General features: G+C 68.6%; 18 protein-coding genes. 4 read left to right on the forward strand and 14 right to left on the reverse strand.

Annotated features, from left to right (window positions below; translation table 11 throughout):
* The first annotated feature begins 38 nt into the window (after positions 1-38).
* Complete coding sequence (locus ACFORO_RS04950; protein WP_377871934.1) at positions 39-665, forward strand: LysE family translocator; 627 nt, start codon at positions 39-41, stop codon at positions 663-665.
* Between the two features lie 17 nt (positions 666-682).
* On the opposite strand, the gene ACFORO_RS04955 is transcribed toward ACFORO_RS04950, so the two are convergent.
* The 3 genes from ACFORO_RS04955 to ACFORO_RS04965 are packed head-to-tail and all read right to left on the reverse strand — an operon-like array spanning position 683 to position 3,064.
* The gene (locus ACFORO_RS04955) at positions 683-1,873 is read right to left on the reverse strand and encodes an alpha/beta hydrolase family protein (RefSeq protein ID WP_377871935.1); all 1,191 of its coding nucleotides are present in this window, start codon (positions 1,871-1,873) and stop codon (positions 683-685) included.
* Positions 1,870-2,676: an ergot alkaloid biosynthesis protein gene (locus tag ACFORO_RS04960; protein WP_377871937.1), complete on the reverse strand. Its 807-nt coding sequence runs from the start codon at positions 2,674-2,676 to the stop codon at positions 1,870-1,872. Before ACFORO_RS04960 ends, ACFORO_RS04955 begins: the two co-directional genes overlap by 4 nt.
* Complete coding sequence (locus tag ACFORO_RS04965; RefSeq protein ID WP_354743980.1) at positions 2,669-3,064, reverse strand: nuclear transport factor 2 family protein; 396 nt, start codon at positions 3,062-3,064, stop codon at positions 2,669-2,671. The genes ACFORO_RS04960 and ACFORO_RS04965 overlap by 8 nt, the downstream gene beginning before the upstream one ends.
* A 93-nt stretch (positions 3,065-3,157) precedes the next feature.
* Between ACFORO_RS04965 and ACFORO_RS04970 the strand changes: the two genes are divergently transcribed.
* Positions 3,158-3,748, forward strand: coding sequence for a TetR/AcrR family transcriptional regulator (locus ACFORO_RS04970; RefSeq protein WP_354743978.1), 591 nt, complete (start codon positions 3,158-3,160; stop codon positions 3,746-3,748).
* 279 nt (positions 3,749-4,027) lie between these two features.
* Here ACFORO_RS04970 and murA read toward each other — a convergent pair whose 3' ends face one another.
* Positions 4,028-5,302, reverse strand: coding sequence for a UDP-N-acetylglucosamine 1-carboxyvinyltransferase (gene murA / locus ACFORO_RS04975; protein ID WP_377871938.1), 1,275 nt, complete (start codon positions 5,300-5,302; stop codon positions 4,028-4,030).
* 61 nt (positions 5,303-5,363) lie between these two features.
* Between murA and ACFORO_RS04980 the strand changes: the two genes are divergently transcribed.
* On the forward strand, positions 5,364-5,930 hold the full coding sequence (locus tag ACFORO_RS04980; RefSeq protein ID WP_377871939.1) for a cob(I)yrinic acid a,c-diamide adenosyltransferase: 567 nt from the start codon (positions 5,364-5,366) through the stop codon (positions 5,928-5,930).
* Between the two features lie 80 nt (positions 5,931-6,010).
* On the forward strand, positions 6,011-6,361 hold the full coding sequence (locus ACFORO_RS04985; RefSeq protein ID WP_377871940.1) for a hypothetical protein: 351 nt from the start codon (positions 6,011-6,013) through the stop codon (positions 6,359-6,361).
* On the opposite strand, the gene ACFORO_RS04990 is transcribed toward ACFORO_RS04985, so the two are convergent.
* The 10 genes from ACFORO_RS04990 to atpB form a co-directional block, all read right to left on the reverse strand.
* Positions 6,362-6,532 carry a hypothetical protein gene (locus ACFORO_RS04990; RefSeq protein WP_167756599.1) on the reverse strand — a complete coding sequence of 57 codons (171 nt, stop codon included), beginning with the start codon at positions 6,530-6,532 and terminating at the stop codon, positions 6,362-6,364. It lies immediately after the preceding gene.
* 81 nt (positions 6,533-6,613) lie between these two features.
* Positions 6,614-7,048, reverse strand: coding sequence for a DUF2550 domain-containing protein (locus ACFORO_RS04995; RefSeq protein WP_344271456.1), 435 nt, complete (start codon positions 7,046-7,048; stop codon positions 6,614-6,616).
* A 27-nt stretch (positions 7,049-7,075) separates the two neighbouring features.
* Complete coding sequence (locus ACFORO_RS05000; protein ID WP_354743971.1) at positions 7,076-7,441, reverse strand: F0F1 ATP synthase subunit epsilon; 366 nt, start codon at positions 7,439-7,441, stop codon at positions 7,076-7,078.
* Between the two features lie 114 nt (positions 7,442-7,555).
* Positions 7,556-8,983 carry a F0F1 ATP synthase subunit beta gene (gene atpD, locus ACFORO_RS05005; protein ID WP_354743969.1) on the reverse strand — a complete coding sequence of 476 codons (1,428 nt, stop codon included), beginning with the start codon at positions 8,981-8,983 and terminating at the stop codon, positions 7,556-7,558.
* A complete protein-coding gene (locus tag ACFORO_RS05010; protein ID WP_354743967.1) occupies positions 8,983-9,921 on the reverse strand; it encodes a F0F1 ATP synthase subunit gamma in 939 nt (312 codons plus the stop codon). The genes atpD and ACFORO_RS05010 overlap by 1 nt, the downstream gene beginning before the upstream one ends.
* An 11-nt stretch (positions 9,922-9,932) precedes the next feature.
* Complete coding sequence (gene atpA, locus ACFORO_RS05015) at positions 9,933-11,570, reverse strand: F0F1 ATP synthase subunit alpha (RefSeq protein ID WP_377871941.1); 1,638 nt, start codon at positions 11,568-11,570, stop codon at positions 9,933-9,935.
* 54 nt (positions 11,571-11,624) lie between these two features.
* Complete coding sequence (locus ACFORO_RS05020; protein WP_354743964.1) at positions 11,625-12,449, reverse strand: F0F1 ATP synthase subunit delta; 825 nt, start codon at positions 12,447-12,449, stop codon at positions 11,625-11,627.
* Between the two features lie 6 nt (positions 12,450-12,455).
* On the reverse strand, positions 12,456-13,019 hold the full coding sequence (locus ACFORO_RS05025; protein ID WP_377871942.1) for a F0F1 ATP synthase subunit B: 564 nt from the start codon (positions 13,017-13,019) through the stop codon (positions 12,456-12,458).
* Between the two features lie 28 nt (positions 13,020-13,047).
* Positions 13,048-13,305 (reverse strand): ATP F0F1 synthase subunit C, encoded by a 258-nt coding sequence (locus tag ACFORO_RS05030; protein WP_354743960.1) that lies wholly within the window; start codon positions 13,303-13,305, stop codon positions 13,048-13,050.
* A 58-nt stretch (positions 13,306-13,363) separates the two neighbouring features.
* Complete coding sequence (gene atpB, locus ACFORO_RS05035; RefSeq protein WP_354743958.1) at positions 13,364-14,149, reverse strand: F0F1 ATP synthase subunit A; 786 nt, start codon at positions 14,147-14,149, stop codon at positions 13,364-13,366.
* Between the last annotated feature and the right edge of the window lie 85 nt (positions 14,150-14,234).

Consider the following 14,234-nt stretch of genomic DNA (forward strand, 5'->3'; position numbering starts at 1 on the left):
CGAGACGTCGGCCGATCCGGGATCTACCGTGGTCAGACGTGACGTGGAGCGGGTACGGCAGTTATCTGGTGATCGTGGTCCTCATCGTGCTCGCGCCGGGGCCGGACACGATGGTGATGCTGAAGAACGCACTGTCCGGCGGGGCGCGTGGCGGCTTGCTGGCCACTGCGGGCATCTTCGCCGGCAACGCGGTGCAGGGCACTGCCGCGGCCCTCGGGCTCGGCGTGGTGATTGCCCGCTCGCAGCCGGTGTTCCTCACGCTCAAGTGGCTCGGCGCGGCTTACCTCCTCTTCCTCGGCATTCAGGCGCTGCGCGGCGCCTGGCGCGGCAACTACGACGCGGTCGCCGACACCCAGCGCAAGCGCGCCAGCGGTTTCCGGCGGTGGCGTGAGGGATTCCTGTCGAACATCACGAACCCCAAGGTGCTGGTGCTGTACCTGTCGGTGCTGCCGCAGTTCCTCGACCCGGTGCGCACGACGACCTGGGACGCGCTGGTGCTCGCGTACACGGTCGCCGTGCTGGGCACGATCTGGCTGCTGGTCCTCCTGTTCTTCGTGCACCGCGTCCGCGCGTGGCTCAGCCGCCGCAAGGTCCGCCGCGCGCTGGACGGGGTGACCGGCACCGCGCTGGTCGGGTTCGGCGCGGCGCTGGCCCTCGAGTCCTGACCCCGGTTCAGCTCGGTTCAGAGAACGTCGTCCAGCCAGTCGTAGATGCGGCCGCTCGCGAGCCGCATCGCGCCGACGTGGCAGTGCGCGTCCGCGCCCTCCTCCGCGGTGAAGTTCAGCATCTTCTTCGGGCCGCTGATCCGGTCGTACAACTGCTGCGGCTGACCAGTGAAGAACAAGTCCTCCGGAGCGTCGCAGATCAGCGCCGGACACGTGATGCGCTCGGCGACGCCGTCGTACAGGTGGTATTCGAGGTACTTCGCCAGGAACTCGCGATCGGTCGCGCCGCCCATCACGTAGCGGCCGTGGCTCAGGGCCCAGCGAACGGTCGGGCTCTGTTCCCGCGCGGCGGCTAGAAAGGCGTCCAATTCAGGATCCTCCGGCGCGTTCGCCCGGCGGACGAGCTCCTCGCGGTCCCACGGGAGCTGCTCCACGAAAACCGCACCAGCGTCGAAGAGGCCGTCCACCGCGACGACGGCCGACAGCCTCGGCTCGAACGCGGCTGCGCGCGGTGCGAGCATCCCGCCGAGGCTCCAGCCGATCAGCGCGACCTTTTCCGGGATCACGTTCGGGAGAGCAAGGGCGTAGTCGAGCACCTGGCTGACGACGTGCTCCCAGTCCGGCCGGAACAGCAGCCCGTCGCGGTGCACGGCACTGGGCTGGCCGGGGCCGTCGAAGGTCAGTACGTGGTAGCCGCGTTCCTGGCCCGCCGTCGCGCCCATGAAGTGCAGGTCCTCGGCGCTGCCGTCGAAACCGTTGTGCACCACCAGGAGCGGCTTCGGGCCGTCGCCGGGAGCACGGTAGAAGTAGCCGCGCAGGACGTGGCCGTCGTAGGGGATTTCGATCCGTTCGACGTGGTCGATCGACTCCACAGCGAGCTGGAAACACTCGACGTTGCGCTCGTAGGCGTAGTTGATCCGCAGGTCTTCCGGGTTGCCGTGCAAGAAAAACTCGGCGCGGCGGTAGTACGTCGAGGCACGCAGGTACGCGTCGCGCGCGCTGACCGGGTGCATGGTGGCAGCTTCGGCGTAGAGCCGTTCGGCGGTGGCGAGCCACGCGTCGTGCCAGCTGTCGTAGTCACCGGACTTGATGTTCGACGCGGTCGCGACGACCTCGCCGAAATCCGCGCCTCCGTAGGCGATCTCGCCGAGGGCGATCAGGGTTTCGAACCAGAATTGCGGGTCGTCTTCGAACAGCAGGGGCTTCATCGGATCTCCTCTTTCGCGAAGGTGCGGAAGTCACGGGCGGGTCGTCCGGTGACTCGTTCGACGGTGTCGGTCACGCGGTCCTCGGCGCCGCGGCGGATCGCCTCGTCCAGCAAGGCGAGCATTTCGGCGTACGACTCGGGAAGGCCGTCGCGGACCAGGAATCGCTGGTACTCGTGGGTGGAAACCGGTGCGTGCACGACCGGATGGCCGAGCCGTTTCCCGACGATCCCGGCGGCCTCGTCGTAGCTGAGCGCACGCGGACCGGTGATGAGGTGGCCGGTGTTGTGCGGTTCGGGATCGAGCAGCGCGCGAACGGCGACCGCGGCGATGTCGCCCGCGTCCACGAACGCCACCCGGGCGTCGCCGGTCGCGGTCACGATCCGGCCCGCGCGGGCACTGTCGCCGACCAGGTTCCCGGCGGTGAAGTTCTGCATGAACCACGACGGCCGGAGCACCGCCCAGCCCGGCTGACGGCGGACCAGGCCGGGCAGCCCGCCCAGCACCGGGGTGTGCTCGTCCACCGCGGACGAACTGAGCAGGACCACCCGTGCGTCCGGCGCGTGCTTGAGGAACTCCTCGACGAGCGGCTGCGGATCGGCCGCGACCGGCGCGATCAGGTAGACCGCCGAGACCCCGTCCAGCGCCGGGCCGTACGTCGCGGGTTCGTCCCAGTCGAACCGGATTTGGCCTGGTTTAACGGGATTCCGCGTCGCCGCCCGAGCACGTGCCCCGGCGGCTTCGAGACCGCGCACGACCCGGCTGCCGGTGGTGCCGGTCGAGCCGAGCACGAGGACGTCAGACACCCGGCACCCCGAGAACGTCGATCACCGCGAGCGGGCTGAAGTAGTCGCGATAGCGGCGGATCAGGCCGTCGCGGACGGTCAGCACCACGACGTAGCCAAGGCGGTACGGCTTCTGCGTGGCGACCGCGATGCCGGCCAGTTCGAACTCCGCGATCGAGACCTCCGGATCGGTCGTCTGGTGCACGCGCTTGGCGGCGACCTCGCGGACGTCGAACAGGTTCGGGTAGTCGCGCAGGTACTCGGCCAGAGCGGCGCGGCCTTCGACGCGCTGGGGCTCGCTCGGCGCGGCGAACGGGAACTCGAGCACTGCGTCTTCGGCGAACAGCTGCACGAATCCGGCCATGTCGTGCTGGACCAGCAGGTCGAGCGCGTGATCGATGAGTGCCATCGAACCCCTCCTCAGGAACGGACGAGACGGTACCGTCTCGACGCCAACGTACACGGGACGGGACCGTCTCGTCCACACGCTATGCTCATTGGCATGACGACCCGCCGGACGCCGACCGGAGCTGCCGTGCTGCAGCCCGACGTCACCTACGCCATCACCGAAGCCGTGATCGACGAGCTGGCCGATCACGGCTTCGGGAGACTGTCGATGGAAGCGGTGTCGAAACGCGCGGGAGTCGGGAAAAGCGCGCTATACCGGCGCTGGCGGTCGAAAGACGAAATGATCGGCGCGGTCATCGCGGAATTCAGCCTGGCGCGCGCGGTGGACCCGGACACCGGCAGCCTGCGCGGAGATATCCGAGCCACCCTGGAGGCGCTTTACGGCTGGATCGCGCATCCGCGGTTTTCGCGGATTTTCCCCGGGCTGATCGCGGAAGCGCGCCAAAACCCGGCAATGGCCGAATTCGCCCGCGAAGCCATCGGCGGACCGCGGCGGGCGATCAACCGGGCGGTGTTCACCAGGGCGATCGAGCGCGGGGAGATCCCGGCGGACACGGACATCGAGATGGCCCTGGACATGGGCGCGGGGATCGTTTACTGGCGGCTGATCGTGCGCGGGATCCCGGCGGAGGAAGGGTATTTGGATCAGGTGACGGACCTGGTGGTGCGGGCGTTGCGCGCGTAATCAGAATCGCCAGCCGGTTCCGGCTGAATGCCGGGTACCCGGCATTCAGCCGAAAAGATCGGTCAGCGGACGGGAAGGATCACTGTCGGAGCCGACGCGCGGTTGCTCGACGCGGATCCTCGCACGGACATCGCGCACCTGATCGACCGTTTCGACCAGGTCGGGACGCTGCGGGCAGGGCGGCCGAGCCAAGAAGAGGCGTGCCCCCGCCGCCTCGCGAAGCCGGGAACGCCTGACAAGCGCTTTCCCCCGGCTTCGCGACCGCGGTGCAGCCACCGCTCAAGCCCGCTCCGGCTCCCCCGCAACCCGGTCGATCCGCGCGCCCAGCCGGTTCAGGTTCTCCACGAAATGCGGGTACCCGCGGTCGATGTGGAACACGTCCCACACCTCGGTCACCCCGTCCGCGCACAGCCCGGCCAGCACCAGCCCGGCCCCCGCGCGGATGTCTGAGGCCCACACCGGCGCGCTCGACAGCTTCTCCACACCGCGGACCACCGCGTGGTGGCCGTCGGTGCGGGCGTCGCCGGACAACCGGATCATCTCTTCGATGAAGCGGAACCGCGCCTCGTACACGTTTTCCGTGATCATCGACGTGCCCTCGGACACCGCCGACAGCGCGACCGCGAACGGCTGCAGGTCCGTGGCGAAACCGGGGTACGGCAGGGTCACCCAGTCCACCGCCTTCGGGCGTTCCGGCTGGACGACTCGGAAGCCCTTGTCGTCGTAAGTGGTGACCTCCGCGCCGGCCAGGCGCAGCTTGTCCAGGACCAGGTCGAGGTGGTGCGGGTTCACGCCGCGCACGGTCAGGTCGCCGCGGGTCATCGCGGCGGCGAACGCCCAGGTCGCGCCTACGATGCGGTCGCCGATCACGCGGTGTTCGGTCGGGTTCAGCTGTTCGACGCCGTGGACGGTCAGCGTCGAGGTTCCCGCGCCCTCGATCTTCGCGCCCATTTCGGTCAGCATCGTGCAGATGTCGGCGATTTCCGGTTCGCGGGCGGCGTTGTCGATCACCGTCGTGCCCTCGGCCAGCACGGCCGCCATCAGGATGTTCTCGGTCGCGCCGACGCTCGGGAAGTCCAGCCAGATCTGGGTGCCCACCAGCGTTTCGGCCTTCGCGACGACACACCCGTGCTCGATGGTGCTCGTCGCGCCGAGCTTGCGGAGGCCGTTCTGGTGCATGTCCAGCGGGCGCTGGCCGATCGCGTCGCCGCCGGGCAGCGCGACGACCGCCTGCTTCAGGCGGCCGACCAGCGGGCCCAGCACGCACACCGACGCGCGCAGCTTGCCCATCGCCGCCGAATCGGCGCGGTGCGACAGCTCTTTGGGCGTGGTGATGCGCGCCGTGTCGCCCTCGATCTCCACCGCGCAGCCGACGCTGCGCAGGACGTCGCCCATCAGCGGGACGTCCAGGATCTGCGGGCAGTTCGTGATGGTCGTGGTGCCTTCGGCCAGCAGTGCCGCGGCCATCAGTTTCAGCACGCTGTTCTTGGCGCCGACCACGTCGACCTCGCCGACCAGCCGGGCTCCGCCATGCACGTCGAAGTGCTCGCTCATGGCCGCCAATCATGCCCTCTCGCCCAGTTTTGCCCGAACCCGGGCCGGTAGAGTCGAACGTATGGTGGTTCGTATCAACCGGGTCTACACGAAGGTCGGCGACAGCGGCACGACCGCGCTCGGCGACGGTTCCCGGGTCCCCAAGACTTCCGCCCGGCTCTCCGCCTACGCCGACACCGACGAGGCCAATTCCGTGCTCGGCCTGGCGATCGCCCTCGGCGGGCTCGCCGACGAGATCGCGGAAGTGCTGCGCCGGATCCAGAACGACCTGTTCGACGTCGGCGCGGATCTGTGCCTCCCGATCCAGGAGGACCCGCCCTACGAGCCGCTGCGCATCACCGAGGCGTACCTGGAACGGCTCGAAGGCTGGTGCGACGAGTTCAACGACCGGCTGCCGAAACTCACGTCTTTCATCCTTCCGGGCGGCACCCCGGGCGCGGCGTTCCTGCACCAGGCGCGCACGGTCTCCCGCCGCGCGGAGCGGTCCGCGTGGGCGCTGATGGAGGCCGAGCCGGACACGTCCAACCCGATCGCGGCCAAGTACCTCAACCGGCTCTCCGACCTGCTGTTCATCCTCGCCCGGCTGGCCAATCCGGAAGGCGACGTGCTGTGGCGGCCGGGCGGCTGATCGCGGCCTCCGTTCCTGCCACGGCAGTCCTCGCCGCCGGCGGTTGAGCGGCCCGCAATCTCAAGACGTACGACTGGGCGATGGCCCGCACGCGGCGTGCCGGGTTCACCGAACACGACGCGGTGGTCAACGGCTCGAAGCTCCACTACGCCCAAGGTCCGGCCGGTGCTGCTGCTGATCCACGGACAGACCGTCGACTGGCAGAGCCACGCGCGCGTGCTGCCGGAACTGGCGCGGGACTTCACGGTGTACGCGGCCACGGCCAGTCCGCCCGGGCGCCGGAGAAGTACACCGCGGCCGCGATCGGGGCTGATCTGGCCCGGTTCGTCGAGGAAATCATCGGGAAGCGGGCGGACAGCGGCCACAACGTGCACGGAGAGAAACCGGCGCGGTTAGCCGAGCTTGTCCGCGCCGTCACCGCCCGGCTCTGACTACCGGGCCCAGTTGGCTTCCTGGGCGGCCCAGTATCGCTCGTAGTCGACGTCCCACGTCGAATCGCGGCCCGGTTCGACGGCCTGGGCGACAGTGAGCTCCTCGAGCCGCACCGGCTTCGGCAAGGTCTGCCAGCGGCGCGCGCGGTCTTCCCGTTCTCGGGCGTCCATACACCCAGGTTAGCGCCGGAGAACCCGCTGCACGAGAAACAAAAACCGGGCCCGCCGCAATGGCGGACCCGGCTGAAAAACTCACGAAGCTCGCGGCAGCCGTCGCCCCGGCGGAGCCGATTCGAGCCACGACAGGAACCCGGTCAGCGCACCCGGCCCCATCGCGATCTCGATCGCTTCCTGGTCCGAGGACTCGCAGCGCAGCACCGTCGACCCCTCAGGCACCGCGTACGCCTCGGAACCGGACGGGTCCCGCCGGTCCGCGATCTGCATGCTTTCCCGCTGGAACACGCGATCCGGGCCGGTGCGCAGGCTCCACACCCGGTACCAGACGAATTTCTCGCCCTCGTACCGGCCGAGGCCGAGATGCCAGCTCGAACGGGGACTGTCCGGACGCCACCGCAGCGCCACGCTGACGCCGCCGCCGCGGCGCATCCGGATCCACCGCTGGCCGTACCAGCCGACCACGACGACAAGCACGATCAGGAGCGCTAGCACCACCACAGCGATCTGCACGGCCCGGCTCCTGCCCGTCTAGTCCGCTCAGACCGGCTGTCCGGCCGCGCGGAGCTGGGCCGTGGCCCTCGTCCGCTCGGCCTCGTCGCCGGTGCTGAGGGCTGCCTTCGCGGCCGCCACGTCGATTTCGTCGGACAGCTCGGCGCTCTCCGCGAGCACGCTCACCCCGGTCGCGGTGACGGACAGGAACCCGCCGTGCACCGCGGCGGTCAGCACGTCGCCGTCCGTCGTGTTCACCTTCACCACGCCACCCTCGACGAGCTGGCCCAGCACCGGCTCGTGTCCGGGCATGATGCCGATCTCGCCCTCGGTGGTCTGCGCCACCACGAAGGTGGCGGTACCCGACCAGAGCCGGCGCTCGACGGCAACCAGCTCCACGGACATCTCAGCCACGTAGCACTCCTTCGCTCGGGGTGTCACCACCGAGTGTAATAGGTCTTGCTTCGGTTACGAGAACGGCGGGGGCCGATGTCCACAATGGACAGTGCCCCCGCCGGTCTCACGCACTCACTTGCCGGTGATCTCGTGGTACTTCTTCTCGAGGTCCTCGAGCCCGCCAATGCCCAGGAACGCCTGCTCCGGGTAGTGGTCGAAGTCGCCCTTGGTGATGCGGTCGAACGACTCGATGGTCTCCGACAGCGGCACCGTGGAGCCCGGGATCTGCGTGAAGGCCTCGGCCACCAGCATGTTCTGGGACAGGAAGCGCTCGATCCGGCGCGCCCGCTGCACGGTGAGCTTGTCCTCTTCGGAAAGCTCGTCCATGCCGAGGATCGCGATGATGTCCTGCAGCTCCTTGTACTTCTGCAGGATCCGGATGACCTCGGAGGCGACGCGGTAGTGGTCCTCGCCGACGATCGCCGGGTCGAGGATCGTCGACGTCGACGCCAGCGGGTCCACCGCCGGGAAGATGCCCTTCTGGAACACCGACCGGGAAAGCTCGGTGGTGGCGTCCAGGTGGGCGAACGTCGCGGCCGGGGCCGGGTCGGTGTAGTCGTCCGCGGGCACGTAGATCGCCTGCATCGAGGTGATCGAACGGCCTCGGGTCGAGGTGATCCGCTCCTGCAGCTGGCCCATCTCGTCGGCCAGCGTCGGCTGGTAGCCCACGGCCGAAGGCATGCGGCCCAGCAGGGTCGACACCTCGGAACCGGCCTGGGTGAACCGGAAGATGTTGTCGATGAACAGCAGCACGTCCTGGTTCTGGACGTCGCGGAAGTACTCCGCCATGGTCAGCGCGGACAGCGCGACGCGCATACGCGTGCCCGGCGGCTCGTCCATCTGGCCGAACACGAGGGCGGTGTCGTTGATGACGCCGTCCTCGGACATCTCCAGGAAGAGGTCGTTGCCCTCACGGGTGCGCTCGCCGACGCCGGCGAACACCGACGTACCGCCGAAGTTCCGGGCGACACGGGTGATCATTTCCTTGATCAGCACCGTCTTGCCCACGCCCGCGCCGCCGAACAGGCCGATCTTGCCGCCCTGGACGTACGGGGTCAGCAGGTCGACGACCTTCAGGCCGGTCTCCAGCATCTCCGTCTTGCCCTCGAGCTGGTCGAAGGACGGCGGGTTGCGGTGGATGCCCCAGCGCTCGAGGTCGTCGCCGTAGCCGGGCTCGTCGAGGCACTCGCCGAGCGCGTTGTAGACGTGGCCCTTGACCTTGTCGCCCACCGGAACGGTGATCGGGCCGCCGGTGTCGGTGACCTCCGCGCCGCGGACGAGGCCGTCCTGCGGCTGCAGCGAGATGGTGCGCACGAGGTTGTCGCCCAGGTGGGCCGCGACCTCGAGCGTCACCGTCTTGCGCAGCTGCTCGAACTCGATCTCGACCTTGAGCGCGTTGAACTGGTCGGGGACGGAACCGCGCGGGAACTCGACGTCGACGACCGGCCCGGTCACCGAGACGATGCGCCCCTTGGCGCGCGGGGCTTCAGTACTGGTCATCAATCATCACTTCCTGCTGCGGTGAGCGCGTTCGCGCCACCGACGATTTCGGAGATCTCCTGGGTGATCTGCGCCTGCCGGGCCTGGTTCATCTCCCGCGTCAGGGTGCCGACCAGGTCGTTCGCGTTGTCCGACGCGGCCTTCATCGCCGTGCGGCGGGCCGCCAGCTCCGAGGCCGCGGACTCCAGCAGCGCCGAGTACAGCCGGGTGTTGATGTACTTCGGCAGCAGCGCGGAGAGCAGCTTGTCGGCGCTGGGCTCGAACTCGTAGCTCGGCAGCAGACCGGCGGGCTTCTCGTCCTCGCCCTCGGAGTACTCGACCTCGAGCGGCGCGACGCGCTTGGCGACCGGCCGCTGCGTCAGCATCGACACGAACTCGGTGTAGACGACGTGGATCTCGTCCACCCCGGTGATGCCGTCGGCATTGCCGGAGGCGTCGTCGACACCCGCGTTGAAGGACTTCACCAGCGTCTCGGCCGCCGCGACCGCGTCCGGGTAGCCCGGCTGGTCGGAGAACCCGATCCAGCTGCCGGTCACCGGGCGGTTGCGGAACCGGTAGTAGTTCAGGCCCTTGCTGCCGGTCGTGTAGACGTCGACCGCCTTGCCCTCGGACTTGAGGAGGGCAAGGAGTTCTTCGGTCGCCTTCAGCACGTTGGAGTTGTAACCGCCGCACTGGCCCTTGTCACTGGTGACGACCAGGACGGCGGCGCGCTTCGGGTTCGGGCGTTCGACCAGGAGCGGGTGGTCGAGGTTGGCCGCCGCGCCGGCCAGCGCCGAGAGCACCTTGGTGATCTCGTCCGCGTACGGCCGGGAAGCGGCGACCTTCGCGCGCGCCTTGGTGATGCGCGCGGTGGCGATGAGTTCCATCGCCTTGGTGATCTTGCCGATCGACTTCGTCGCCTTGATGCGCGAGCGAAGCTCCCGGAGTTGTGCGGCCATGGGCTACCAGCTCACTTCTTCGGGGCGGGCTTGTTGACCTTGACGGTCTCCTGCCCGACCTTCTCGGCGGCCATCGCGTCGGCGTTCGACTCCAGCGGCTTGCCCTCGGCGGTGGTGAACTCCTTCTTGAATTCGTTCACCGCCGCGATCAGGGCGTCGCGGGTGCTGTCCTCGAACTTGCCGGTGTCGCGGATCGCGCCCAGGACCTCGGCGTGCTTGCGCCGCGCCGAGTCGAGGAACTCGAGGTTGAACCGGCGCACGTCCTCGGTCGGGACCGAGTCGAAGTAGCCGTTCGTGCCCAGGTACACCGTGGCGACCTGCTCCTCGACCGGGACCGGCGAGTACTGCGGCTGCTTGAGCACCTCGTACAGCCGGGCGCCGCGCTCCAGCTGCGCCTTCGACGCGTCGTCCAGGTCCGAGGCGAAGGCGGCGAACGCCTCCAGCTCGCGGTACTGGGACAGGTCGATGCGCAGCGAGCCCGCGACGTTCTTCATCGCCTTGACCTGCGCGGCGCCACCCACGCGGGACACCGAGATGCCCACGTCGATGGCCGGGCGCTGACCGGCGTTGAAGAGGTCCGACTGGAAGAAGCACTGGCCGTCGGTGATCGAGATGACGTTCGTCGGGATGTAGGCCGACACGTCGTTGGCCTTGGTCTCGATGATCGGCAGACCGGTCAGCGAGCCCGCGCCCAGCTCGTCCGAGAGCTTCGCGCACCGCTCGAGGAGACGGGAGTGCAAGTAGAAGACGTCGCCGGGGAACGCCTCGCGGCCCGGCGGGCGGCGCAGCAGCAGCGAGATCGCGCGGTAGGCGTCGGCCTGCTTGGTCAGGTCGTCGAACACGATCAGGACGTGCTTGCCCTCGTACATCCAGTGCTGGCCGATGGCCGAGCCGGTGTAGGGGGCGATCCACTTGAAGCCGGCCGAGTCGGAGGCCGGGGCCGCGACGATGGTGGTGTACTCCATCGCGCCCGCGTCCTCGAGCGCCGACTTCACCGAGGCGATCGTGGAGCCCTTCTGGCCGACCGCGACGTAGATGCAGCGAACCTGCTTCTTCGGGTCGCCGGTCTCCCAGTTGGCCTTCTGGTTGATGATCGTGTCCACCGCGACCGCGGTCTTGCCGGTCTTGCGGTCGCCGATGATCAGCTGGCGCTGGCCGCGCCCGATCGGGGTCATCGCGTCGATCGCGGTGATGCCGGTCTGCAGCGGCTCGGCCACCGGCTGGCGCTCGACCACCGAGGCGGCCTTGACCTCCAGCGGACGCCGGGTCGTGGTCTCGATCTCGCCGAGGCCGTCGATGGCGTGGCCGAGCGGGTTGACGACCCGGCCGAGGTAGCCTTCGCCGACCGGCACCGAGAGGACCTGGCCGGTCCGCTTGACCTGCTGGCCTTCTTCGATGCTCTCGAAGTCGCCGAGGATCGCGGCGCCGATGGAGCGCGCGTCCAGGTTCAGTGCCACGCCAAGCACGCCGCCCGGGAACTCGAGCAGCTCGTTGGCCATGGCCGAGGGCAGCCCTTCGACGTGGGCGATGCCGTCACCGGCGTCGGCGACGACGCCGACCTCTTCCCGCTCCACGGAAGGGGCGTAACTCGAGACGTAATTCTCGATCGCGTGGGCGATCTCGTCCGAGGAGATCGTCAGCTCCGCCATTTCGTTCCCGCTCTCGCTTCTCTTCTGTCCAGTGTGCAAAGTCTGTTGTGCCGCTCAGGCCCGGCTCAGCGTGCGGCGCGCGGCCGCCAGCTGCCCGGAGGTGCTGCCGTCGATGACCTCGTCCCCGACGCGGACGACGAGGCCGCCGCCGAGTGCCGGGTCGATCTCGACGTGCAGCGCGATCGGCCGCCCGTAGATGCCGTCGAGCTTGGTCCCGAGAAGGGCCCGCTGCTCGTCGGTGAGCGCGTTCGCCGAGGTCACGTACGCGACCGAGCGCTCGCGCCGCTCGGCGGCCAGCGCGACCAGCTTGTCGAGCGCGTTGCCGATGCCGCGCCCCTTGGCGCGCTGCACGGCCTGCTCGACCAGGGTCTCGACGACCGCGTCGACCTTGCCCGCGAACAGCCCGCGGACCAGGGTCCGCTTCGCCTCCGCGGGAGCGGTCAGGTCGGACAGCGCCGCCTCGAGTTCCGGGGCGCCCGCGACGATCCGCGCGACCTGGAACAGCTGAGACTCGACGGTTTCGACGTTCCCGGCCTTTTCGGCGGCGGTGAGCAGCGCCGAACGGCCGATCGATTCGAGCCCGTCCACCAGCTCGCGGGGACTGGACCAGCGGCTGCCCGCCACGGTGTCGAGCACCTTCAGGGCCTGTTCGCTCAGCTTTCCGTCGAACAGGCGGCGGACCAGGCCCTGGCGGCTCTCCGGCGCGACCGAAGAATCGCCGACCGCGCGGCGCAGGCCGATTTCGCGGTCAAGGAGGTCGACGACCGAGAGCAGCTCATCCCCGGCCTTCGCGGGGTCAGCGCCCGCTCCGGCCAGCACCTCGCCGAGCTTCTGCTCGGCGAGGTCGAGCGCTTCACGGCTCGCAGCATGCAGCGTCATCTCTGGTTACTTCCCCGCTCCGTTAGCGGCACCGTTGGCGCCGACGGTCTCCAGCTCCGCCAGGAACCGATCGACGGTGCCCCGACGGCGCGCCTCGTCCTCGAGCGACTCGCCGACGATGCGGCCGGCCAGCTCGACCGCGTTGCGGCCCATTTCGGCCCGCAGCTCGGCGACGATCTGCGCCTTCTGCGCCTGCAGCTGGGCGTGGCCCTGTGCCACGATCCGCTGGGATTCGGACTCGGCCTGCTCCCGCAGCTCCGCCTTGATCTGCTCGGCTTCGAGCCGGGCGTCGTCGCGGATCTTCGCTGCCTCGGAACGGGCGTCCGCCAGCTGGGCCTTGTACTCCGACAGCGCCTTCTCGGCCTCTGCCTGAGCCTTCTCGGCCTTCTCGATCCCGCCTTCGATCTTCTGCGCCCGCTCCTCGTACGCCTTCTCGAAACGAGGGACGACGTACTTCTTGAGGATGAACAGCAGGATCAGGAAGGCGACGATGCCGAGGATCACTTCCGACCAGTCGGGCATGATCGGGTTGTGGGCCTCTGCCAACAACTCCACTTGGGTCTTCAGCACAACGTCTCCTTAAGCGAGAGCGAACGACTCAGGCAGCGGAGGCGATGAAGTAGATGACGATACCGATCAGGGCCAGCACCTCGGTGAGCACGAAGGTGGCGTAACCGATGCCCTGCAGCTTGCTCTGGGCCTCCGGCTGACGCGCGGTGCCGTTGATCACCGCGGCGAAGATCAGGCCCACGCCGATGCCGGGGCCGATCGCGCCCAGGCCGTAGCCGATGGCGGCGAGGCCGGCGTTGAGGTTGACGGTCTGGGCGGCAGCCTCGGCCAGGACGATGTTGCTCACGTGCGTTTCCCTTCACTTCGGTCCGCGCACTCACGCGGATCGGGGTCTTTTGGTGTTCTCAGTGCTCCGACGCCAGCGCGGCGCCGATGTACCCCGCGGACAGCAGGGCGAAGATGTACGCCTGGAGGCACTGGATGAACGCCTCCAGGAACGTCAGGCCGATGGCGAAGATCCACGCCACCAGCGACACCGGCTTCAGCGCGATGCTCGAGGTCTCGGTCAGCAGGAAGGTGCCGCCGAGGGTGAAGACCGCCAGGATCAGGTGTCCCGCGAACATGGCCGCGAAAACACGGATGGCGAGCGTGAGCGGGTTCAGGAAGAACTTCTCCGCGAACTCGATCAGCGCGAACAGCGGGAGCACCGGGCCGGGGACGCCGGCCGGCGCGAGTTCTTTCTTGAAGTACCCGCCGAGGCCGTGCTTCTTGATCCCGACGTAGTGGTACACCGGGTAGACCACGAGCACCGACAACGCGATCGGGAACCCGAACCGCGCCATGGTGGGGAACTGCAGGAACGGGATGACCCCGTAGAGGTTGTTCATCAAGATGAAGGTGAACAACGCGAAGATCACCGGCACGAAGCGCTGGAAATCCTTCGAGCCGATCTGCTCGCGGGCGATGTTGTTGCGCGCGAAGTCGTAGATGCCCTCGGCCACGAACTGGCCCTTGGTCGGAACGACCTTCAGCTTGCGCGTCGCCAGCAGGAAGTACCCCGCGATGATGATCACCGAGAGCACCACCAGAAGCATCGGCTTCGTGACGAAGCCGAACAACGGCGGCAGCTCAAAGCTTTCGGCGCCAGGGGGCGCGAAGGTCGCACCCTCGGTCAGTACCAGCGCGGCCACTGGGCTCCTCCCGGTTCTCCCGGCCGGCGTTCACTCCGCCGGGGGAATCGTCACGATCTGGACTTAACGTACCCGATACGCATCG

This window comes from Amycolatopsis halotolerans, from assembly GCF_042647905.1.
GTDB lineage: Bacteria > Actinomycetota > Actinomycetes > Mycobacteriales > Pseudonocardiaceae > Amycolatopsis > Amycolatopsis halotolerans.

Bases quoted from the DNA above. Each gene is read 5' to 3' on its own strand.
- ACFORO_RS04955 (WP_377871935.1), bottom strand. From the start codon at position 1,873: ATGAAGCCCCTGCTGTTCGAAGACGACCCGCAATTCTGGTTCGAAACC.
- ACFORO_RS04965 (WP_354743980.1), bottom strand. From the start codon at position 3,064: ATGGCACTCATCGATCACGCGCTCGACCTGCTGGTCCAGCACGACATG.
- ACFORO_RS04970 (WP_354743978.1), top strand. From the start codon at position 3,158: ATGACGACCCGCCGGACGCCGACCGGAGCTGCCGTGCTGCAGCCCGAC.
- murA (WP_377871938.1), bottom strand. From the start codon at position 5,302: ATGAGCGAGCACTTCGACGTGCATGGCGGAGCCCGGCTGGTCGGCGAG.
- ACFORO_RS04980 (WP_377871939.1), top strand. From the start codon at position 5,364: ATGGTGGTTCGTATCAACCGGGTCTACACGAAGGTCGGCGACAGCGGC.
- ACFORO_RS04985 (WP_377871940.1), top strand. From the start codon at position 6,011: ATGGCCCGCACGCGGCGTGCCGGGTTCACCGAACACGACGCGGTGGTC.
- ACFORO_RS04990 (WP_167756599.1), bottom strand. From the start codon at position 6,532: ATGGACGCCCGAGAACGGGAAGACCGCGCGCGCCGCTGGCAGACCTTG.
- atpD (WP_354743969.1), bottom strand. From the start codon at position 8,983: ATGACCAGTACTGAAGCCCCGCGCGCCAAGGGGCGCATCGTCTCGGTG.
- ACFORO_RS05010 (WP_354743967.1), bottom strand. From the start codon at position 9,921: ATGGCCGCACAACTCCGGGAGCTTCGCTCGCGCATCAAGGCGACGAAG.
- atpA (WP_377871941.1), bottom strand. From the start codon at position 11,570: ATGGCGGAGCTGACGATCTCCTCGGACGAGATCGCCCACGCGATCGAG.
- ACFORO_RS05020 (WP_354743964.1), bottom strand. From the start codon at position 12,449: ATGACGCTGCATGCTGCGAGCCGTGAAGCGCTCGACCTCGCCGAGCAG.